Below are 22004 nucleotides of genomic sequence, written 5' to 3' on the forward strand. Positions count from 1 at the left end.
TTTAGGTTTCGCGTTTGCCTGCATAGAGCGTGCGCTTTTTGTATAAAAAGCAATGACTCCGTTGCCCCCCCCTAGCCCCGTATATGCCCGTCGTACTGGCACTTTTCAAGACTTCAATACGCTCAATATCAGTTGAGCTGAAGAAAAACAAAGCCGTTCCATATGGGTCTTCGATGGGCATACCGTCCATCAAATATAAGGGTTGTGAACCCATGTTAAAACTAGTTGTTCCTCGTATCGATACATTATAGGAAAGCGGTACAGCAGCCCCTATTCGTTTAACCGTTACGCCGGTTAATCGTCCCTGAAGCATTTCGTATAAATTCTGGAAAACTGGCGATTTCTCATCGACCACAATAACAGCATCAGCCTCATTGTGCAAACTACGCATTTGAATGTCCTCAGGTCTTTTATCGATTTTTTGCGCCCGAACCGACACTTCTTGCAGCACTTTCGCCGTTTTGTCGCGGTAAAAATCAGTATTGGCTTCTTGCCGGGTTCGAGCGACTTCTAATTGGGCCCGCAACGTCGACCAGTTGGGCGCACCCATCAGTCGACCGGATTCCCATCCTTTGCCGATGGCTTCCTGAACCAGAAAAGCTTCTTTGCTAGAAAGGTTTCTTAACTGACGGTCAGTGATTCGCGTCAGTAGTTGTGTCGTATCGGCAATGGCCAGCCCCGCCAGCCGAAAGCGTCCCTGCCCGTCAGCACCAGCCGATTTTGCGAACGATTGTCCGAGGCCAATCGATGCTACAATAATCTGCGCGCCAGGGATGGGTTGATTCTTCGCATTCACAAGCTGGCCCCGCAGCGATATCCCACCCAGCGAATCGGTTTCGGGCGTGCCACTGACCCGTCGCCAACCCTGCGTTAGCAGCAGGTCGTCCAACGCTCGACGGCTTTCGGCAGAGGGCTTCAGGACGTATTGATTGGGATTTTCGATACGCCCCCGAAGCTCTCCCGTTAGCAACAAATGGGCAGACAAGGTGGCCTCGGCGGTATCAGCAGGCACTTTGCCCGCATCGGTAATTGAGGTCGACAAAGCGGCTAACGCCGGTAATCCGTTATCACTCAGCTTCAGACTCAGGGTTACGGACTCGCGGGGTTGATACTGTTTTTTGTTGACACCCATCAGCACACGTACTGGCGCCGTGAATTCGGGCACAAAAATCAATCGTTCGGCTTGAGGGCGGGCACTGGCATCGTACAGGGTAACTTGCGTCAGGCCCGGCAACCAACTCATCATCGGCAAGCTGACTTTCGCCACCCCATTCTGCAACAGAATTTTTCGCTGATCGACCACACGACCGTGTTGTTGAATCAGCACATACGCAGAGTCGATAGCAGCCCGGTTAGTACTTAGTATGGTCAGCGCTAGCCGACTGGTATCGCTGATCGCATCGGCTGAAAGCAACAACCCTTCCGTTTCGGGTTTGGGCAACGAAACATGTTGTAGTTGGTTATTATACGTTACGTCGGCATAATAGGCCCGCTGCGGCTTTGGTTCCATAGACACGCTGCCCATCCCCTGCGGATTAGTCTTAAAACGAACGACTTCAGTGCCTGATTCATCAATAATACGGCCCTCTATCGGTAAACCCTGGCCATTAGACTGCACAATTTTTATACCCAGACGTGCGGGTAAACCAGCAATCCAGCGACCACCTTCAGGCAAAATCTGAACGTCTAAAGGCTGAGCAGCCGAATCACTCCGTATCGATACCTTATTGCGGATCAGATTATAAATCGCCACCGACCGCTCGAAAGCTGGGCGTCGTTGGGCGTCATCCTCATCGGTATAAGCCCGCAGGCGATAGGTGCCCGTCAAGAGAGTATCCGACAGACGGAAATTGCCTTCGCCCCGTCCGTCAGCGATCCGCACCCACTGATGTTGCACGAGTTTTCCGGTTGAACTAAGCAGGTCGACGTGGATGGCCGTTTCGCCAGTGGCTCGCTGGTGACTAGCCGCATCGAGGAAGTACGTGCTCATCCAGAGCCGATCGCCCGTGGCGTAAAAGGGTTTATCGATGTGCACAAACAAGGTGGGAGCCAGCAACTTGAATCGCTCGTTGAAGGCCGTCCTGATCCGTTCCAGGCGGGCGTCGGGTGGCATGAGTTTTCCCTGCGTAACCAACTGATTAGTTGGCAATGATTCCTTCTCATTACCTTCAGGTTTCCAGTCGGCGGGTAGCATCGTCGATAGGCGGTCATTGCCCATCGATCCTTTCGCTTCCATGCCCTCCGGCATGGTAATAAGCCCATCCACAGTCATTTGCAGCTGCCCGCTCGGCAGTCTCATTTCCGTATAGGCATAACGGGCATCGGGATAGGGCGAGAAACCCGAGGTCGCATTTGTGTAGAATACAATCAGTTTGCTGGGCGAAACCAATTTACGTTCAGAAGCTAATCGGCCAGCTTGAATCAACGTAGCGGTCTTCACGGGAACCAGCCGCTTGTAGTCGTTAACCATAGCGGACAGGGTAATTGACCGCTGTTCGATGGAGATCGCCTTTGTCAGATCTTCCTGATAAACCATGAAGCCAGCCTGCTCGAACGTGTTGTCAATCAGGCTGGCCATCAAGTGCCGGATTGAGCCTTTGTAAGCCATTAGTCGGTTCCGTTGAAACCGGCTGGCTTGCCGCTCATTCTCGGGCTTTAGTTCTTCAAAACGGGCACTACCCGCCGAATACACATTTCCTGACGCCGTGGCATCGAAATGTTGCAACGCATAGATTAGTCGATAACCTAGCGCCTGATTTTCAATGATTAATGGCTCATTTGCCGTGGCATACAGATGATCTTTGTCTTCTTTAAAATTTAGTACTTCGCTGTTGACCAGCAGACACTGTGAGCCAAATGGTTCGCCGAAGAGTTGCTTTTTAAACTGCCGCAGGTGCCGTTCCCATTGTTTGGGATTTCCCCGCACGGTTACAGCATCCAGTGTTTGTTCACTCGGTTTGAGCGCAAAATTAGCCTTCTGGGGTGCCGTATTATCGAATCGGATTTTTTGCGTAGCTGGCTGATAGCCCACAAATGAAGCGGCTATTTCGACCGTACCTAGTGAAATGCCAGCAAGGGTATACGCTCCTTTTTCATCGGTAACCGCCCCTCGCGTTGATCCATTCACATAGACGTTGGCAAAGGGCATAGGCTTGCCCGTATTGGCATCCGTTACATATCCAGTCAGAACAGTTGTTGTTTGTCCATGAGCGAACCGGGGCGCTCCTAGCAGCAGAAGGGCCATTATACAACCAATGAAGAATGAGGTGCGCATAGAGATTAAATTATTCTCTATAAAAAAAGAACCACGCTATGTAATTATACCTATGGTTGTACTATGCAGTCAGTTGTCAATAAAGAGTGAGGATACCATCCAAAAGGTGTGTTTCACAAGCTAATAAGATGCCCGGGAAGCAGCGAATATAGACCGCAGATTTTTAGGATTAAGCGGATTTACGTGGATTCAACTACAATCATACCTAATCTTAATCGCACCGGCGACCCGGTATCCTAATAATCTGCGGTTTATAGCTTTGGGCTAGCTAAAACGCGCTCCACGATTTCTTTATAGTTCCACCCAATAGGAATTTGATCCCACCACAGCAAGAGAAAGACTATAGCTGCTCGCTAACTCAGAAGTTGCCTTAATTTAACATCCTCTTCACTTAGAAAATCGACGGCTTTTTCTCCACTTTTGTTTGGAATAGTTTTATCAGACCCGGCTTCCAGCAACAAGCGTACGCAATTGATTTGATGGTATCGGTTTTCAGGCCCGCCGAATTTGAATCCATGAACCGCCCATAAGAGTGGCGTACCCCAAAAGGTCGTACACCGTTTATGGATATCGGCCCCCTCTTGAAGCAATCGCTGCACCAGTTTATCCCGACCTGTCCAGGCGGCCCAGTGCAAAGCCGTTCCTCCATGACACCCGGCATGATGAATAGTAGCCCCTTTTTCAATATACAGCAGACCCACCATCATTGAGCGTAAGCGTCTCGCCTTTAACAAACTGCCCCTTTTTCAATATACAGCAGACCCACCTTATCGGCATGTAGGCTGGCAGCCGCGAGCAGTGGTGTATCCTGATTTTCAACCAGTTTATAGCCATCTACCCGTGCACCATATTCCAGCAGAAGGCTCGCCATCTCAACTGCTTCCTCATCCGAGTACGTATTGTTGAATACTCCATCGCAAATTCGGTGAAGGGGGTGCGCTTTGGTCGTATTGTGCTCGTCATACGGCATGCCTTTGTTGGCCAGATCAGGATTTTGGTCAAGTGCTTGGCGGATACCATCAAGGTATTTCTCCGCGATCAATTTTTGTAGAGACATTGTATTTGTTGTTCAGGTATACATCCTATTGTCGCTCACCGTAGCAGTAGCAAAGTCCATCGGGAGCGACGACAAAAAAGACGTTCCATTCGGTCGTTCCGTGGGTTTGACGTTGAAACTCCGATAGTCCTTTTTCCAGACCATTGGCCTTTAATTCCGCAAACGCCTTTTCGAGATCATCGACCTCGAAGAAACAGCCATCCTGGGTTGGATCGCCCCCATTTTCAGCAAGTCCCATCTGAAATTCACCTTTAGACAACGTAGCCGACTTATAAGGGGTATCATCTCTGACGACAACCTGAAAGCCCATGATGGTTTCATAAAAAGGGATAGCCGTTTCCAGATTGTGAACGGGTAAATTCATTTTATCTTCCTGATAAGGCCAGGCATTTTTAATAAGTACTGTTGTCGTTTCCATTCGTCTTGCTGTTTCGTTAACAGATCATTTCGTTTACCTCACCTCAAAGCCTATTCGTCTTCTGGTAGCGTTCTTTACTGTATCGATGCAAGTTTATACCCTGTAGGCCGTAATCTTTTTACGGTCTGTGAGCAGCTTTCCTAAAATTATCAATACCCTTACCGAAATCAGTGGCTTTGTTTGACTTCGTACCCAATCACTCTTTTTAGCATGGGCACGCATACGAAAGTCAAATCCGAATAGACAAGTCGTTGTCTTACAGACCTCAACTAGCCCTTATCCTGTAAAACTACCGCTGGTGTATTTTGAAAGTGATTAATATATACCACTACTATATATTGCATAGTTCCTTGTAAAACATTAATCCTAATGAAACAGCTAACAAGAATATCCGGCCTTCTTATTATCAGTGCTCTACTGACCTGTTGTGAGGGAAATGAGCATAAAATTTCGGTCAAAGACTCAGATGACACCTATGAGTTCTTCGCCAAATTCGATAAAAGCAAAACCCAACAGGTTCAGGACTTTATCAATGCCGAAGTAGCGCCTACCAGTTCATTTTCAGGCGACAATGTGGATATTACAACCACCCTGGACGATCACACTAAATTCAAATTGGAGGAATCGCCAGGTCGCGTGCGGATCGAACTGGACAAAGGTGATAATTCTGAAGCATCGTACCGACGAATCAAGAAAATGTGCGAGGGGATTAAAAAAGAGCTTGGTGAGTTGTAGTGCGAAAAAAAGTGGAAAATAGTCGCGCCTTCGAAAACAATTCTTCGTGGCGATAGTTATGTATTCGTAATTCGCTGATAAATGGGGATACTGTGAAAGGTACCTGATTGAAAAAATAGCCATCTATTGAGCGAAACAAAAGCCAGGTGACTTTACGTCGTCTGGCTTTCTTTTTTGGGCATCAATTCGCCGGGTTCTACTCGCTCTTCTAACTCTTCACCGGATTCACCAGTGATGCTTTTATACTTTGCAAACTGATTGTCAGTAACGTAATCATCAACGCACCAATACCAGATGCGGTAAAAATCCACCACGAGAGCTTAGGCCGATACTCATATTTCTGAAGGGCGGATTAGCATTGGATCGCATCTGGCAATTATTAATTAGGGGTGACTACCAGATTCGTAAAATGGGCGTCGGTTCCAGGACCGATCCATAAAGCAATGGCTCCTTCCTGTGCTGGACCATGTTTTAGATCATTGACGATCAGGGATGGCTGTGAAGCGCCATGTACATACAATCTGGCTTTATTTCCCTGAATCTCAATCTTTACTTTTGTCCATTCGCCCACTGCCAGATCCACATACGACTCGTACTTTTCGGGCGTTTCTTTTCGGCTTTTCTCCCAGGGGAAATCAGGATAGGAGATATATTGCACCGAGTGATTACGGCGTACCTGATCTTCCGCCCGACCATTGGTGGGGCGGAGGTAGATGCATTCAAATTTGGAATCATCGTCAGCAACGCGGAAAGCGATACCCACAAACCCTCGTGCCCCCTCGCCGGCAGTAGCGAGTGGCTTACCGGCCAGTTCCAGCTCGATGGTGCCGTTCTGAAAGCGTAGATTTTTGATTTTGGCATAGGTTACCTGCGAAAAGTTGGTATTACCTGGATCGACCAACCGAACACTAGCTTTCCCGAGATAGGTTTCTGTCGATACCTCCACATGAACCGGCGTAAACTCGTCCTGGCTGGTGAGAGGTAGCTTCTTTATCTGGGCTACACTGATATGCCAACACAGAGTAGCTAACAAAACAAAAATTGATTTTCTCATTTTCATTGGTTTGTATTTATTGTTAGTAAACTCTCATTCGCTACGTAAGCTTTTCACGGGATTTATCAAAGCCGCTTTGATCGATTGAAAGCTAGTTGTTAGGAAGGCCACTGCAATGACTAGGAGTCCGGCCGATGCAAACAGCCACCAGCTAAGCGCTATGCGGTACGGATAACCTTGCAGCCATTGGCTTGTTGCTACCCAGGCAAAGGGTATTGATATGGCCAAGGCTATAAAAATCAATTTTATAAAATCGGTTGACAGGGCAGATACAATACTGCTTACGGAAGCGCCCAGCACTTTGCGTATGCCAATTTCTTTTGTTCGTTGTTCGGCAGCTAATACAGATAACCCAAACAAACCAATGCAGGAAATGAATATAGTTAATATGGCACCGAATAAAATAATCTGTTTCCATTTTTCAATATCAGCATATTGTTTCCTGTTTTCATCGTTTTTGAACACATAAGAATAAGCACTCATCGGGTAAAATCGCTGATATATTTTTTGTATCCATTTTAAACTTGCAGCCGCTGTGTTGGGCTTTATCTTGATATAATAAGTTCCATACGAGCCATTCATGTTAAATAATTGCGGTGTTATTTTTTTGGTTAATGAAGCAAAATGATAATCTTTCACCACACCTATTACATGATACTTGTCATTACTACTTCCCAAAAGCTCTATAGTTTCGCCAACTGGATTTTTCCAGTTGGCTGCTTTTACAAAACTTTCATTCACAATAACAGATTGTGCAGCATCAGCGGAAAATGAGGCTAAAAAATTCCTTCCTGCTACTAATGGAATTTTCAATAACGGCAAATAATTTTCATCAACAGTTTCACCAGAAAAGTATATGGGCGAGCCAACGGTATTTTTTGTACCAGTGCCCCATTTCCCGGCATTTTTTATGCTAACGCCGACAATATTTGGATTTCTGAGCAATTCTTTCTTAAAAGCGGCAACATCGGCAGATTTTAGGTCGTTTTTATTTACGATAACAAGATTATTGTCATCATACCCCAAATTGGTTTTGGTTAATAAATTAAACTGTTCATAAATGGTACTTGTAGCAATGATCAAAAACGATGCGAGCGTAAACTGCAATACCACCAATGATTTTTGCAGGTAATTTTTCCCTGCTATCTGAAAACGGCTATACAGAGTTTGTACAGGGTTGTAACCAGATAAAACCAATGCAGGGTAGAAGCCTGCAAGCAAGCCTGTGATGATATACAAAGTACTATAAGCTGTAATTAATTTTGCATCGAACAAATAAGAAATTGACAATGCTTTATTGGCAAGTTCATTAAACAACGGCAATAACAAGTACACCAACGCAATAGCTAATACACAAGCAACCGTGCAGAGAAAAAACGATTCGCCGAGAAACTGGAATATCAACTGTTTTCTATCACTGCCCATCACTTTGCGAATGCCGATTTCTTTCGCACGCTTAATTGACCGTGCAATAGTGAGGTTCACAAAATTGATGCAGGCAATCAGCAACACAAACATTGCAATGCCTGAAAGTAAATAAGAATAAATTGGGTTACTTGCGTTAGTTAATCCATTAGCTACAGGCAGTTCTGTGTTTAAATGCATGTCAAGATAAGGCTGCAAAAAATAGGTACCCATAGGAATATCACTCGGGTTTCCGCCATCATTTTTCAGCATCTCATAAAAAGTTCGCTTCGCATCTGCAACATAAAAACGTTGCATTTGCTTTTCAACTGTTTGCAGGTTTGCTTTATCATCCAATACGACAAATGTATTTAGGAAAGAATTAAACCAGTTATGGGTATCCTTTATATCAGCGTCAGAGACGATAAAAGGCAGCAATGCGTCAAATTGTATGGAAGAATTTTGCGGGCAGCGTTTTGTTACAGCCGTCACTTTGTAAGAGACAAAAGTGGTATCTACTTTTATCATCATTACTTTGCCGACAGCATCAGTTGTATTAAAATATTTCTTTGCAACATCTTCATTCAATACAATTGAATGTGGTTCTAGTAAACAGGTTTTAAGGTTTCCGGCTAATAAAGGAAATGTAAATACAGAAAAGAAATTTGAGTCAACGTATAACACCATACCTTGCTCCTGCACTTCAGCTCCTTTTTTTATATCTACAGCCCCTCCCTGCACACGAACGAAAGATTTTATTCCAGGGATATTTTGCGTAAATCTTGGTCCTTGTAAAAAACCTGTACTGCCATTCTTATGGTTGCGTTCAATACGGTAAATAGTATTTACATGTTCATGAAACCGGTCAAAGCTTACTTCATCTTTTACATACAACATAATTAAAATGGCACAAGCCAGTCCAATGCTTAAGCCTGCTATGTTGATGAACGAATAAACCTTATTTTTCAACAGATTTCTAAGAGCGATTTTTAGATAGTTTTTTAGCATAGCCGTATTTGTTGGATTTGGAAATTCATTGTAGCGTTTCGGTTCTCGTCGTCGCACAAAGGGCGGCAGCACCGATACTACATTCAGCAAATAGCGCAGGCCAGCCTGTGTCCAGCCCACCCGATTATACCAGTACGTATACAGTTCATCCAAGTCGCCTTCAACTTCTTCGAGTGTTTCTTTAGGATGAAGTCGGGTTAAGAGCCAGTGGGCAAAGCGGGGCGGTTTCATGGTAGATGGGTATTGGCAGAGACAGGGCATGCCCTGTCTCTACGCACGGGGATACGGGTTATTCACTACGTAACGATTTCACCGGATTCACCAACGCGGCTTTTATACTCTGATAACTCACCGTCAGCAAGGCAATCCCAATTGCTAGCAGTCCGGCCAACGCGAAAATCCACCAGTCCATTGTAACCTTATAGGCAAACTCCTTTAGCCATTGATTCATGCCCCACCAGGCAATGGGGGAAGCAATCACCAGCGCAATCAGAATGAGTTTGAGAAAGTCTTTGGAAAGTAAGGCCACCACACTGCCAACGGATGCGCCCAGCACTTTCCGAACACCAATCTCCTTGGTGCGTTGCTCGGCGGTGTAGGTGGCCAATCCGAATAACCCTAAGCAGGCAATGAAAATGGTTAGGCTTGAGAAGAGGGTTAATACCTGTTCTATTTTTTGCTCGCTGACATAAACCTTTGCAAATCGATCATCTAGAAACGAATAGCTAAATGGGGCTGCGGGTGCAAATGATTCCCATTGCTGCTTCAACGAAGCCAGAAACTCCGGAAGTTTATCTGTACGGGTTTTGACAAGAATATTGCCGGAGTTTCTACCCAAAAACATGGCTAAAGGTCCGATTTTCTGCCGTAGCGATTCGAAATGGAAGTCGCTGACGACACCAACAACCCGGTATATTATATTTACGCCATTATCATCCGTGTGACCAATTAGCTCTCTGCCAATCGGGTTCTTCTGCCAACCCAAGGCTTGTACAGCCGTTTCATTCAGAATAACCCCAGAGGCATCGGTCGGGAAACTTTTTGAAAAATTACGCCCCTGCACCATCCGCATTCCCAGGGTAGGGATATACTCAGGATCAACGAAATAGAACCGGGTCATGACACCCTGATCAGGATTTTCTTTGGTCCTTACGGTGGTGTTATCCATGTTGGTCCGCCCGACGGGTACCTGCCCTGAGATGCTCCCCATGACGACTTGTGGAGATTGAATGATTCTGTCGCGAAATACCGTCTCGTTGTTTCGGAGCATGTGCGTGTCATGAATCACCAGCACTTGTTCGTGATCAAATCCGACTTTCTGGCTTTGCATGTAACGCAGTTGGCGGTCGGCGGTAACGGTGGCGATGATTAGTGAGATGGTAACAAAAAATTGAAAGACCACCAAACCGCTTCGCAGGTTAAAACTTCCTCGTCTGGCTGTAGCCCGTCCCTTCAAGACTAAAACAGGCTTAAAGGAAGACAGGTAAAAAGCCGGGTAACTACCAGCCAGCAGCCCCACCAGCACAGTGCCCGCTACTAAACCAGCCGCTACAGATGAGTTGGTCAATAAACTCATGGCAAGAGCTTTACCCGTCAATTGATTAAAAAACGGCAGCGCCAGACCTACCAGCAGTAATCCAACCAACAACGCCACTATCGCCAACAGAACTGATTCGATCAGGAACTGTTGCTGCAATTGCCCTTTTACCGAACCCAGCACCTTACGCACCCCGACCTCCCGTGAACGCCGAACTGCCGTAGCGGTCGACAGGTTCATGAAATTTACGCACGCAATTAGCAGCATAAAAGCAGCAATGGCGGTCAGCACGTATACGTACATAATATTCCCACTCTGACTTGACTCGCTCCTGGAATACAAATGAATATCGGTGAGTGGTTGTAGAAAAACCCCGAAATCATCACCCCGCTCGCGAAACTGTTTCGGGGTAAGTTTCAGCCATTTCTGTATTTCACTCCCCATCTGTTTTTCAGCGAGTTTGGAGATTTTGGCCTCCAGCTGTTTGTAATCGTAATGCTCGGGTAGAAGCACGTAGGTTTGATAGTCGATGCTATACAGCCATCCCGGCCAATCGATAACTTGATCATGACCGACTAACGTAGCCAGCATATCGAACCGAAAATGGGAGTTTGTCGGTACATTCCTGACCACGCCTGTAACCCGATAGGGCCTCTTGTCGTTGCCAAATGACAGGACTTTTCCAATCGGGTCCTGATTGCCGAAGTATTTTCGGGCGGTTTCTTCAGTCAATACTACCGTATTTGGCTCGGCTAATGCCCGCTTCGGATTTCCTTTCAGAAACGGAATGGTGAATACATCGAAAAAAGAGGAGTCGGCAAGCAGCAGGTTATCTTGTCTGAATGAGGTTGTTCCATAGCTGACAAACTCACCTCCCTGCCCCCTGATGCGTGTTGCTTTTAGTACTTCCGGAAATTCCTGTTTCAAGTCCCGGGCGGCATTCTGCCCTAAACTGGGGCCACCAACGTCTTTTCCGTTCAACTGCAATTTAAGGTTAGCCCGGAAAATGCGGTCTGCTTTCTCGTTATAGCGATCGTAGGATAATTCATCCTGCACGTACAGCATAATCAGGATGCCAGTAGCCAGACCAATGGCTAGCCCAATCACATTAATACTGGTTGAGACTTTTTGTCGTTTCAGATTGCGAAAGGCGATTTTGAGATAATTACGAATCATGTCAGGGTGTAGGTTTGAGGTGGTTCGGTAATCTTGTTGTTTACTAGGCTTTCGTCGGCGCACAAAGGGTGGCAACACCGACACTACATTCAGCAAATAGCGTAAGCTTGCCTGTGTCCGGCCCGCCCGATCATACCAGTACATGTACAGTTCATCCAGATCGCCTTCAACTTCTTCCAGGGTTTCATGCGGGTGAAGCGTAGTTAAAAGCCAGTGTGCCCAACGTGGTGGGGTTTTGTCAGGTGAGTTCATTGGCCACTTAACTGTACTATTTTAGGTGGAATCATTCCCCAAAGCTCCTGGCGAAGCTGCTGAATCTCCTGAAGAGCCTTGCTCCCCAAAGCCGTTACCCGAAACAAGCGCTTTCGTCGTCCGCCCCGCTCCGTTGTACCTCCGCCCAATTCCGAGGTCACGAAGCCTTTCTCCTCCAGGCGAATGAGCGTGTTATGGACAGTACCAAATGTTACAATTCGGCCCGTGTGTTCCTCCAGTGCCTGACTAACGGTAACCCCGTAGCCTTCCCCATCCAGAATCGCCACCATTAACAGAACAACCTCTTCAAACTCGCCTAAATACGTACGTCGCATGGCCCTTGCTGATTAGTTTATATTTTATCGTACAAATATGCGACCAAAAAGAAAACCTGGCTCAAATGGGTCAGGTTGAGCATTTAACATCATGATAGTTAGTAAAATCTGTCCGTAAATGGACATGGCATTGTCCTACAACGGACGAGTAATCAGGTGAGTTACTCACTTCGCAAACTCTTCACGGGATTTACCAAAGCGGCTTTTACACTCTGATAACTCACCGTTAGCAGTACGATGCTCAATGCCACTGTGCCCGATAGGGCGAACATCCACCACTCAATACCAATCTTATAGACGAAGTCCTGCAACCAGCGGTGCATGGCCCACCAGGCGATTGGTGTGGCGACCAAAACAGCAATGCCGGTCAGTTGAATAAACTCCTTACTAAAGAGCCAGACAATACTTTCGACACCCGCGCCGAGAGCCTTTCGGATACCGATTTCTTTCGTTTTCTGAGCCGCCATGAACGAAATCATCCCAAACAGGCCAAGGCAACTGATACTGATAGCGATGATCGCAAAGAACTGAATCAGTTTCAGAATGAGTTCGTCCAGGGCATAGAACTGAGCCACCTGATCATCGACAAACTGGTAGCTGTAAATGAATTCGGGGAAGCTTGTATTCCAGATTTTCTCCAACGACGTTAACGTTTCCCGTCGGCTTTGCAGATTGATTTTTACGGCGCAATTACCGTACTCACCCAGATTAGCCCGCAGACAGATTGGGTCGATAGCGCCCCGGAATGAGTTATTGAAAAAGTCTTTCATTACGCCCACAATTGGCCCTCTCCGGCGTCCTTTACTGGTAATGAGTATCTTACCGAGGGCTTCCTGTGGCGATTTTATACCCAGCGCTTTCACAGCCGTTTCGTTAATGACAAACTCTCGGGTAGTATCAGAATGAAGAATGTTACGGCCCGCAACCAGTTTCAGATCAAACGTAGGCATGTAGGCTTCATCGGCGTCTTTGGTCCGGATTAAAAAATCCTCGTCCTTATCCCGATTATCAAAACGTACACTCGTCATATTCACAGCCTGTGAAGCCGGAGCCTGCATGCAAAACGATACATTTTCGACACCCGGAAGCTGCATAAACTGCGATTTGAGCGTACTCATTTTAGCAGCTTCCTGCACAGGCATGGGCAACAGGACTACACTGTTTTTATTAAATCCCAGATCGGATTGCTGCGAAAAACGCATCTGACTGGTAATGACAATGGTCCCGATAATGAGTATCTGGGAAATGGCCAATTGCCCCACAACCAATACGCGTCGGATTGAAAAACCACCAACGTGTTTCTGAGACAGCTTCCCTTTCAAGGCCAGAATCGGCTGGAAGCCCGCCAGTATCAAACCAGGATACGAACCTGATAGCAGCGTAACGAGGATCGTTAAGGCAACCAGAAAGCCAACCAGTTGATAATTAATCATGATCGACAGATCAATCTGGAATAGCTGATTCAGTAGAGGCATCAGCAGATAAGCGACGCCAACTGCCACTAGCATAGCAAAAACGGCAATGATACCCGTTTCGGCAATGAACTGCCAGAACAGTTGGGCCCGCTCACTACCCAATACTTTTCGGATACCAATCTCCTTGGCACGTTTCAGAGCCTGAGCCGTGGCCAGATTAACGAAATTAACACAGGCCGTAACGATCAACAGCAACCCAATCAGCGACAAAGCCCATAGATTCGTTTTGTCCATTCGACCATCATAATTCAGGTTGAAATGAATGTCGGCGATGGGTTGTAAACGAAACACATTTTTCCGTTCGGTGGCGTCCTTGATGTACTTCTGGCTAATCGCGGTAAAGGCTTTTTCGGCCTCCGCTACCGGCACTGTTGGCTTGAGCAGCACAAAACACTGCATATTCCCCGAAATGCCCGTCCAGTTTTCCTCGTGAAACCAATCATTGTAGGGTTTCAGATTGGCAAAGGAGACGTAAATCTCTTCCCGCCGATCGGTATTCGCCGGGATATTTTGCAGGACACCCGTTACTGTGACATCCATCCGGTTATCCAATCGAATCGTCTTTCCAACGGGATTCTGATCACCAAAAAGCTTCTGGCCTATCGCTTCGGTAATGACCACCCGATCTGGCTCAGCCAGCGCGGCAGGCCGTCCCTGCACAAATGGAAAGCTCATTATTTCCAGGAACTCGGGTTCGGCAAACGCGATAGCTTCCCGAAACTTATTGGTTGATCTGGTACCGGGTATTGAAATGGTAGTCCCATAATTGGTGGCAACCCGGCCCGTTTTTTCCGCGAATGTGTATTCGTCCCGAAAAACCCGACCCATAGGTACATACACACCCGCTGAGCTTAAGGCGTTTGCCGCCCCTGTTCCAGTCACGATTCGGTAAATACGGTCGGCGTTGGCATGAAACCGGTCGAAACTAAGGTGATAGCTCACCATCATGAAAATCAGGATGCTGCAAGCCATGCTGAGCGCCAATCCGAATACGTTGAGGGTTGTATAGGATTTGTTGCGGACAAGGTTGCGTCGGGCAACGGTAAGGTAATTGCGTATCATATCTGGATGAAAAAATGGAAGCTGAACGTACTCAACCGACTCATGGATTCCAGGCGACGGACCACGTCGAAATGCTTTAAAAAAGAATGGACTTACATACTGTACTGCCGCCCATCCATACTCCCGACGCGCCTTAGTCGCGCCCACTTCATCGACTCGTTTATAAAATACCTCGTGCAAATCTCCCTGCACGTCCTCCAGCAGATGAGGAGCCAGGAAGGCTTCTAAAAGTCGGTCGGCCCAGCGGGGCGGTTCGACGGGTCGAGGGTTCATAATGGATAATGAAAAATGGATAATTGTAATGAGAAACCAGACTTTCTAGTACTTGATCAAACTCGTAGTCATCGTTGTACATTTTACATTGTTCATTATTCATTCCTTAGCCGCCTATCAACTGAAACTTACCTGGAGGAATAGCTTCCCAAAGGCGGTTCCGCATCTCCTGAATATCATTTAATGCCCGAACGCCCAAAGCCGTCAGGGTAAAAAATCGCTTGCGTCGACCACCCCGCTCGGCGGTGGCCCCACCCATACTGGACGCCAGATACCCTTTCTCTTCGAGCCGGTACAGCGTAGCATGAACGGCGCTCATGGTTATGGAGCGCCCAGTCTGTTGCTGAACCTCCTCCCAGATCGTAACGCCATAGGCCTCGTCGGAACAGGCAGCAACAACCAGTAATACAATTTCTTCGAACTCCCCTAGAAAGGCCCGTCGCATAGCGATAAATGGCTGAGATGATTAGTTGTAATTTTGCAAAACAAATAACCTGCCAACTATAAAAAAGGCCCTCACGAGCTATAAATAAGGGTTCTACTCAAAAACATTGTCCGAAACCGTACAGTTTATGTCCGGTAGTGAACAACAAATCGGGTCAGATAGCCCCTATCCTCAGATAAGGCCTAGTTTAGGAACAACAGCCCTGTATTTGAGTTATCTCTATAGCCGAAACGGCTCAGCAAGCATCATCACAGTTTAACAGCCAACCCGTGGCCTACTTACGATGACGACATCCATGACAAATCTACTGGCGCGTTTCTACCGGAAACTCTTCGCCGATTCAATACCACTACCTATGGCAACTACCAAGAAGAAAACAAAAACAGAACAGGGCTTCTTTTCCAATGCCTGGACCGTATTACACGATTCGTTCAATGGCTTCATGGACGATCGGTGTTTGAAATTAAGTGCCGCTCTGGCTTATTACACCATTTTTTCGCTGGCTCCTCTGCTGGTACTGGTCATTTCGCTGACCAGCATCTTTTTTGGACAGGAAGCAATTCAGGGACAGATTTTTGGCCAGATTAATGGTCTGGTCGGCAATGAAGCGGCCAAGCAAATTCAGGACATGATTAAAAGTGTAGGATTGTCTGGTAAAACCAGTACCGCGCTGGTAATTGGTATTGTTACGTTGGTGATGGGTGCTACCAGTATCTTCGTCGAAATTCAGGACTCTGTCAATCTGATCTGGCGAGTCAAACCGAAACCCAAAAAAGGTTGGGTCAAGCTTCTCAAAGATCGACTATTATCGTCTTCGCTAGTCGTTAGTCTGGGTTTTCTGTTACTGGTTTCACTGATCATCAACGGGATTGTGTTAGCCTTGAGCAGTACCCTCACCCGTTACTTGCCAGGTCTGGGTGTCTATGTTATCAGTGCCTTCAATTTTCTGATTAGTACGAGTGTCGTTACGGTGTTATTCGGCGTTATTTTTAAGGTCTTGCCCGATGCCAAAATCGACTGGAAAGACGTGCGGGGTGGAGCCATTTTTACCGCTCTACTCTTCATGCTCGGGCGCTATCTGATTGGGGTATATATCGAAACCACCAGTACCAGCTCAACTTATGGAGCAGCTGGGTCATTGATCGTTATTCTGACCTGGATTTACTACACGGCGGCTATTCTATATTTCGGTGCTGAGTTTACGCAAGCCTACGCGAATCATTTTGGCATCAAAATAGAACCCGCCGACTATGCCGTGTATGTGGAACAAACCGAGCGAGAACGCGACGTAGCCAAAATACCACTTCAGAAAAAAGTAGAGCAAGCGAATAGCTAAGCAACACATACAAAAGCCTCTTGATAGAGAATGAAAGTCATCGAGTTTCATTCTCTATCAAGAGGCTTTTTTTACCATTCCCTCAGAAGATCGGTTCGCGACAGGCAACTCCTATTAACTTGTTCAGGATCAACCCAGAAAATCGAACAGGGGATTTGTCATACAACGAATTGAAGGTGTCTCAATCGGTAGGTTGATTGTGAAGTCAGGTCAAATTTTACGAATTGACAGGTCGCTTCTTACTGATATTCTTCATGAAAAAGACCATACTTAAGGTTTATTTCAGCCAATTGGCTACTCTTCCATCTACGAGAACCGAAGTGCGACAAAGTCAGCAGTTTCTGCAAACACGAGCAGTTCAATAGAATTTTCGTCATCAGAAGGCTTAGGGAGTTTGCTGAGTCGCTTCCTCAAACATCCGCATCGCCATCAGCCCATTGCCCACCGCACCGCCTGCTCGTAGCGCAGCAGCAATGAATACGGTTTCGGCAATTTCTTCGCGCGTGGCCCCCGCCTGAACCGCATTGGTAATGTGGGCTTCAATGCAATAGGCACATTGCGTGGTCAGGGCAACCGCTACCGACATCAATTCCCGATATTTAACAGGAATAGCTCCGTCTTTTCGTTCAGCCGTATACTTGAGATTCAGGAAAGCCGCAGCCTCTTTTTTAGCTGAATTAATGAGCGTTTCGGTGTACGCACGGTCTTTGGGAGATTGATAGTCGGCCATAGGAATCGATGAATAGGTTCAACAGCTAAAGTGCAGCCCGACCAAATACTAATGAAGCGCTTTGCACCCCCATTCGTTTCGAGAGATACCTACGCAGGCAATCTCTATACATCTGTCGGCTTTGTAGGCAAAAAATAATATTGGATTAGCTAATCTTTAAATGATTTTAGCCTACACTAAGCCTATTTGAAGAAATAATTGCTTTTTTACAGGCTGATTTCAAAACCTATTTTTCGTACTGCTACAATGAACCAACTTGCCTTAACCGATTACATTATTTTCTTCCTCTACTTTATCGGTGTTTCTTCGTACGGTTACTGGATTTACCGCCGAAATCAAAAAACCAAACAAGACACTAAAGATTTCTTTCTGGCCGAGGGATCACTGACCTGGTGGGCCATCGGGGCATCCCTAATTGCCTCTAACATCTCCGCCGAGCAGTTCATTGGTATGTCGGGCGATGGTTACCGCTTCGGGGTCGCTATTGCGGTATATGAATGGCTGGCGGCAATCTCACTAATCATTGTAGCGGTGTGGTTCATTCCCATTTATCTGAAGAACCACATTTACACGATGCCGCAGTTTCTGAGTACGCGCTACAACGAAACGGTAAGCCTGATTATGGCCGTTTTCTGGCTATTCTTATACGTATTTGTCAACCTGACCTCCATTTTATTCCTTGGTGCGCTGGCCATTAGCAGCCTGGTAGGGGGCGACAGTTTTCATACCATCATTATCTGCCTGAGTCTGTTCGCGATTTTCATCACTCTGGGAGGCATGAATGTCATTGGGTATACAGATGTTATTCAGGTTCTGGTGCTTATTATTGGTGGTCTGGTTACTACTTACCTGGCCCTGCAACAGGTTAGCCTGACTTTAGGGCTGGATGGTGGCGTTTTTTCGGGATTAAGTGCCATGATCAAAGATGCCGACGACCATTTCCACATGATTTTCGAAAAACCAGGTATTAGTGCATCCCAACCCGAAATCAAACGTTACCTAACGTTGCCGGGCATCGTTATGTATCTTGGTGGCATGTGGGTAGTTAATCTCAACTACTGGGGTTGTAATCAGTACATTACCCAGCGTGCTCTCGGGGCCGACCTCAAAACGGCCCGTACTGGTATTCTCTTCGCAGCCCTTCTCAAGATTTTCATGCCGATCATTGTGATGCTCCCAGGCATTGCTGCTTATGTGATTCACAAAAATGGCGGACTTCAGGGCGAAATGCTCCGAAACGGAGTTGTATCGGGCGATAATGCTTACTCAGCAGTACTGACGTTCCTACCAACCGGTCTGAAAGGCTTGTCGGTAGCCGCCCTGACGGCCGCTATTGTGGCTTCGTTGGCGGGCAAGGCCAACTCGATTTCGACCATTTTCACACTCGATATTTACCAGAAATACATCAACAAAAACGCAAGTGAATCCCGTTCGCTCTGGATTGGACGGGCCACAATTCTGGTAGCGGTAGCGCTATCCATTGCGCTGGCCTGGGAGGATGCGCTGGGTATTGGTGGCGAAGGTGGCTTTACATTCATTCAAAAATATACCGGCTACATCAGTCCCGGCATTTTCGCAGTATTTCTGCTGGGTTTCTTCTGGAAACGTACCACTGGTATCGCGGCTATTGCTGGTATTTTGGGTGGCTTTGGTTTTGCGGTTCTGTTCAACAACTTCGCTCCTAGACTGTTTGGCCCTGAAACGATCATGTACTCAGCATTCCTGAACAGCGAGGGCGTGTACGAGATCCCGTTCCTGGTTGCTATGGGCTGGGCGTTCTTTTTGACCGTCGCTCTGATGATACTTATTAGTCTGGCCGGACCAAAAATAAACCCCAAAGGACTGGTCATCGATTCGTCCATGTTTAAACTGGCACCGGTCAATCTGGCAATGGTTGTTATTATTGTGATGCTGGTTTCAATGCTTTACATCCGATTCTGGTAATATTCAGCACTACAAAGTCTACGCAGTTACGGCACAAAGGATACCGAGAAGTCACTTAAAATCTCTGTGTTCTTTGTGCCTCTGTGTTTAATAAATTTGCTTTTTTCACAAGCGCATGACAAGCCCCTCCTCTCCTACCTCACTACGTCCGTTGTTTGCCTTACCTGTTATCGTAGCTGCACTCGGCTATTTTGTGGATGTCTATGACCTGTTGCTGTTCAATATCGTTCGGGTCCCCAGTTTGAAAGATCTTGGTTTATCCGAAGCCGACATCTCGCTGACAGGTGGTAAGATTATCAATTATCAGCAAACGGGTCTGCTGGCTGGTGGTATCTTATGGGGTATTCTGGGCGATAAACGAGGGCGATTATCAGTTCTTTTTGGGAGCATCATTACCTACTCGCTGGCGAACATTTTCTGTGGTTTTGTACACGATCCGCAAGTCTATGCCTGGCTTCGGTTTGTAGCAGGTCTGGGTTTGGCGGGTGAGTTGGGGGCCGGAATCACATTGGTTAGCGAGATTTTACCCCCACGTCTGCGTGGGTACGGCTCGTCGTTGGTAGCCGGTGTCGGACTGTTAGGTGCCGTAGTTGCTTATTTCACGGTTAGTCTGTTCGACTGGCGAACAACGTACTTTGTTGGCGGTGGGTTAGGCTTAGGCTTACTACTCCTTCGGGTAAGTATCCTCGAATCGGGCATGTTCAAACGCGCTCAGCAGACGGGCGTATCGAGAGGAAATTTCTGGGCTTTATTTCGAGGTAAAAATCAGATTTTACGCTATTTCCGCTGTATGGGTATCGCTCTGCCAACCTATCTGGTCATCGGCATTCTAACTACTTTCGGGAATGAGTTCGGGAAAGCGTTAGGTATTGAGGAAGCCATCCAGCCGGGCCGCTGCGTGATGTTTACCTATATCGGCATGGCTGTTGGCGACTTGTTCAGTGGGCCGTTAAGTCAGTGGCTTCAGTCGCGCAAGAAAGCCATCGGACTCATGATGGGCATGGCGTTCGTGTTTATGTTGGTCTATTTATTTGGTGGCATTAGCTCAACGAATGTGTTTTATGCCACTTGTGTAGCTATGGGATTCAGCATTGGCTATATCGCTATGTTCCTGACCATCACGGCCGAGAGTTTTGGCACCAACCTCCGCGCCACCGCCACAACGTCTGTAGCCAATAACGTTCGGGCGACAACGCTACTCACCATTCCTGCTTTTCAGGCCATGAAACCTTCGCTGGGGGTGATTCAGTCAGCAGCCATTGTCGCCATTGTTTGCTTTGGGTTTGGCATATGGTCGTTGCTTACGATGGAAGAAACCTATGGGAAGGAGCTGGATTATAGTGAGTAAGTTGGGGATTTTGCATGAATTGGCATAAAGGCACCTATACAACAACATTTTAACGCTTACAATGAAACTCTGGTGGATGTTCTTTTTGCTTTGTCAGACTTTTGATGCGTATAGCCAGAAAGCAATGAAGAAAAATATACTCTTCATTGGCAACAGTTTGACTTACTACGCTGGTATGCCTGATTATTTGAAAGCGATGCTATTAGCGACTAATCAACCAATCGAGGTGGCAGTAAGCGCTTATCCGGGTATGTCTCTAGAGGATCATCTTCGAGATATAATTGAATCCAGAACCCAGGATGGTATCAATACACGCCCGAAAAGGCCCGGCGAACAGACACTAACGGAAACCCTACTACTCAGTAAACAGTGGGATGTAATTATTCTTCAGGAAGCACCCGTTCGTATCCTTATCCCTGAAGTAAGAAAGTATTCCACTCAAGAGAGTATTCGACAAATCAAGCAACGTGTCACCAACTCACATTGTCAATTTATTCTCTTCCAAACTTGGGCACCTAGCCGTACCTTCCCAACTCAGTTCTGTTATCCAGCTCTTATGCTCAATCGAGCGACTGATAAGGAAAGTTATTGCTCGGTTCGAGTAAACAACTTAGACGAAGCGTACAACTTGTTGAAAATAGGGTATGACTCTGTTCGTATTAGCACTCAGATAAGCTTGGTCGATATTGATCGTATCTACTATAAGGCTCTAAAAGAACAACCTTCTCTTAAGTTATTTGATCAGGACAGTCACCCTACTAAGCTAGGCGCTTATCTGAATGCTTATCTATTCTATAAATTTCTGGTTGATCGACATTTATCGTCCTTAGCTTATTACGGCGACTTAGGAAAAGAAGAAGCTATATTATTACAAAGGCTGTCCGACTAACTCATATCAATTGTACTAATACTTGATCGCCCGTTTTCTGTAAAATTTGAGGAAATAATTTATTTCCATTAACATGCGGATTTTTGCCACTTCTTCGAAAATTCTAAACATAAGTTCGGAATTAGAAACGGCCCGTTAGGGCCTGCACAGCGTAGCGTCGGTAGAAAATTCAGCTTCAAAGGCAAAAATGTGCCGTCAGGTACATAACTATTTTGTACCTGACGGCACACGTTGTCCACATGGGGACTTTTG

Annotated in this window: 17 protein-coding genes; 5 read left to right on the forward strand and 12 right to left on the reverse strand. The window is 46.5% G+C overall.

The window, feature by feature from the left end; all coding sequences use genetic code 11:
- Position 1 precedes the first annotated feature (1 nt).
- From H3H32_RS21795 to H3H32_RS21810, 4 genes are all read right to left on the reverse strand, one after another.
- The gene (locus tag H3H32_RS21795) at positions 2-3274 is read right to left on the reverse strand and encodes a carboxypeptidase-like regulatory domain-containing protein (RefSeq protein WP_309547102.1); all 3273 of its coding nucleotides are present in this window, start codon (positions 3272-3274) and stop codon (positions 2-4) included.
- A 353-nt stretch (positions 3275-3627) separates the two neighbouring features.
- Complete coding sequence (locus tag H3H32_RS21800; protein WP_182457734.1) at positions 3628-3981, reverse strand: ankyrin repeat domain-containing protein; 354 nt, start codon at positions 3979-3981, stop codon at positions 3628-3630.
- Between the two features lie 20 nt (positions 3982-4001).
- Positions 4002-4331 carry a hypothetical protein gene (locus tag H3H32_RS21805; RefSeq protein ID WP_182457735.1) on the reverse strand — a complete coding sequence of 110 codons (330 nt, stop codon included), beginning with the start codon at positions 4329-4331 and terminating at the stop codon, positions 4002-4004.
- A 25-nt stretch (positions 4332-4356) separates the two neighbouring features.
- Positions 4357-4749, reverse strand: a complete 393-nt coding sequence (locus H3H32_RS21810) for a VOC family protein (RefSeq protein ID WP_182457736.1) — start codon at positions 4747-4749, stop codon at positions 4357-4359.
- Positions 4750-5118: 369 nt separating this feature from the next.
- On the opposite strand from H3H32_RS21810, the gene H3H32_RS21815 reads away from it, so the two are divergent.
- Positions 5119-5484, forward strand: coding sequence for a hypothetical protein (locus H3H32_RS21815; RefSeq protein WP_182457737.1), 366 nt, complete (start codon positions 5119-5121; stop codon positions 5482-5484).
- 152 nt (positions 5485-5636) lie between these two features.
- On the opposite strand, the gene H3H32_RS21820 is transcribed toward H3H32_RS21815, so the two are convergent.
- From H3H32_RS21820 to H3H32_RS21850, 7 genes are all read right to left on the reverse strand, one after another.
- On the reverse strand, positions 5637-5798 hold the full coding sequence (locus tag H3H32_RS21820; RefSeq protein WP_182457738.1) for a hypothetical protein: 162 nt from the start codon (positions 5796-5798) through the stop codon (positions 5637-5639).
- A 65-nt stretch (positions 5799-5863) separates the two neighbouring features.
- Complete coding sequence (locus tag H3H32_RS21825; RefSeq protein ID WP_240543450.1) at positions 5864-6538, reverse strand: hypothetical protein; 675 nt, start codon at positions 6536-6538, stop codon at positions 5864-5866.
- 33 nt (positions 6539-6571) lie between these two features.
- A complete protein-coding gene (locus tag H3H32_RS21830; protein ID WP_220472554.1) occupies positions 6572-9181 on the reverse strand; it encodes an ABC transporter permease in 2610 nt (869 codons plus the stop codon).
- A 58-nt stretch (positions 9182-9239) separates the two neighbouring features.
- Complete coding sequence (locus H3H32_RS21835) at positions 9240-11915, reverse strand: ABC transporter permease (protein ID WP_220472555.1); 2676 nt, start codon at positions 11913-11915, stop codon at positions 9240-9242.
- A complete protein-coding gene (locus H3H32_RS21840) occupies positions 11912-12250 on the reverse strand; it encodes a PadR family transcriptional regulator (protein WP_182457740.1) in 339 nt (112 codons plus the stop codon). The genes H3H32_RS21835 and H3H32_RS21840 overlap by 4 nt, the downstream gene beginning before the upstream one ends.
- A gap of 161 nt (positions 12251-12411) precedes the next feature.
- Positions 12412-15060, reverse strand: a complete 2649-nt coding sequence (locus tag H3H32_RS21845; protein ID WP_220472556.1) for an ABC transporter permease — start codon at positions 15058-15060, stop codon at positions 12412-12414.
- Positions 15061-15166: 106 nt separating this feature from the next.
- The gene (locus tag H3H32_RS21850; RefSeq protein WP_182457741.1) at positions 15167-15505 is read right to left on the reverse strand and encodes a PadR family transcriptional regulator; all 339 of its coding nucleotides are present in this window, start codon (positions 15503-15505) and stop codon (positions 15167-15169) included.
- A 355-nt stretch (positions 15506-15860) separates the two neighbouring features.
- On the opposite strand from H3H32_RS21850, the gene H3H32_RS21855 reads away from it, so the two are divergent.
- Positions 15861-16841, forward strand: coding sequence for a YihY/virulence factor BrkB family protein (locus tag H3H32_RS21855; RefSeq protein ID WP_240543838.1), 981 nt, complete (start codon positions 15861-15863; stop codon positions 16839-16841).
- 385 nt (positions 16842-17226) lie between these two features.
- Here the strand turns inward: H3H32_RS21855 and H3H32_RS21860 are convergent, their stop codons facing one another.
- Positions 17227-17571 carry a carboxymuconolactone decarboxylase family protein gene (locus H3H32_RS21860; RefSeq protein ID WP_182457743.1) on the reverse strand — a complete coding sequence of 115 codons (345 nt, stop codon included), beginning with the start codon at positions 17569-17571 and terminating at the stop codon, positions 17227-17229.
- 246 nt (positions 17572-17817) lie between these two features.
- Between H3H32_RS21860 and H3H32_RS21865 the strand changes: the two genes are divergently transcribed.
- From H3H32_RS21865 to H3H32_RS21875, 3 genes are all read left to right on the forward strand, one after another.
- Positions 17818-19515 (forward strand): sodium:solute symporter family transporter, encoded by a 1698-nt coding sequence (locus tag H3H32_RS21865; protein WP_182457744.1) that lies wholly within the window; start codon positions 17818-17820, stop codon positions 19513-19515.
- 115 nt (positions 19516-19630) lie between these two features.
- Positions 19631-20863, forward strand: coding sequence for an MFS transporter (locus tag H3H32_RS21870; RefSeq protein WP_182457745.1), 1233 nt, complete (start codon positions 19631-19633; stop codon positions 20861-20863).
- Between the two features lie 61 nt (positions 20864-20924).
- Positions 20925-21752 (forward strand): SGNH/GDSL hydrolase family protein, encoded by an 828-nt coding sequence (locus tag H3H32_RS21875; RefSeq protein ID WP_182457746.1) that lies wholly within the window; start codon positions 20925-20927, stop codon positions 21750-21752.
- Positions 21753-22004: the final 252 nt, after the last annotated feature.

It is taken from the genome of Spirosoma foliorum (assembly GCF_014117325.1).
Lineage (GTDB): Bacteria > Bacteroidota > Bacteroidia > Cytophagales > Spirosomataceae > Spirosoma > Spirosoma foliorum.

Bases quoted from the DNA above. Each gene is read 5' to 3' on its own strand.
- H3H32_RS21795 (WP_309547102.1), bottom strand. From the start codon at position 3,274: ATGCGCACCTCATTCTTCATTGGTTGTATAATGGCCCTTCTGCTGCTA.
- H3H32_RS21800 (WP_182457734.1), bottom strand. From the start codon at position 3,981: ATGATGGTGGGTCTGCTGTATATTGAAAAAGGGGCTACTATTCATCAT.
- H3H32_RS21805 (WP_182457735.1), bottom strand. From the start codon at position 4,331: ATGTCTCTACAAAAATTGATCGCGGAGAAATACCTTGATGGTATCCGC.
- H3H32_RS21810 (WP_182457736.1), bottom strand. From the start codon at position 4,749: ATGGAAACGACAACAGTACTTATTAAAAATGCCTGGCCTTATCAGGAA.
- H3H32_RS21815 (WP_182457737.1), top strand. From the start codon at position 5,119: ATGAAACAGCTAACAAGAATATCCGGCCTTCTTATTATCAGTGCTCTA.
- H3H32_RS21825 (WP_240543450.1), bottom strand. From the start codon at position 6,538: ATGAGAAAATCAATTTTTGTTTTGTTAGCTACTCTGTGTTGGCATATC.
- H3H32_RS21830 (WP_220472554.1), bottom strand. From the start codon at position 9,181: ATGAAACCGCCCCGCTTTGCCCACTGGCTCTTAACCCGACTTCATCCT.
- H3H32_RS21835 (WP_220472555.1), bottom strand. From the start codon at position 11,915: ATGAACTCACCTGACAAAACCCCACCACGTTGGGCACACTGGCTTTTA.
- H3H32_RS21840 (WP_182457740.1), bottom strand. From the start codon at position 12,250: ATGCGACGTACGTATTTAGGCGAGTTTGAAGAGGTTGTTCTGTTAATG.
- H3H32_RS21845 (WP_220472556.1), bottom strand. From the start codon at position 15,060: ATGAACCCTCGACCCGTCGAACCGCCCCGCTGGGCCGACCGACTTTTA.
- H3H32_RS21850 (WP_182457741.1), bottom strand. From the start codon at position 15,505: ATGCGACGGGCCTTTCTAGGGGAGTTCGAAGAAATTGTATTACTGGTT.
- H3H32_RS21855 (WP_240543838.1), top strand. From the start codon at position 15,861: ATGGCAACTACCAAGAAGAAAACAAAAACAGAACAGGGCTTCTTTTCC.
- H3H32_RS21860 (WP_182457743.1), bottom strand. From the start codon at position 17,571: ATGGCCGACTATCAATCTCCCAAAGACCGTGCGTACACCGAAACGCTC.
- H3H32_RS21865 (WP_182457744.1), top strand. From the start codon at position 17,818: ATGAACCAACTTGCCTTAACCGATTACATTATTTTCTTCCTCTACTTT.
- H3H32_RS21870 (WP_182457745.1), top strand. From the start codon at position 19,631: ATGACAAGCCCCTCCTCTCCTACCTCACTACGTCCGTTGTTTGCCTTA.
- H3H32_RS21875 (WP_182457746.1), top strand. From the start codon at position 20,925: ATGAAACTCTGGTGGATGTTCTTTTTGCTTTGTCAGACTTTTGATGCG.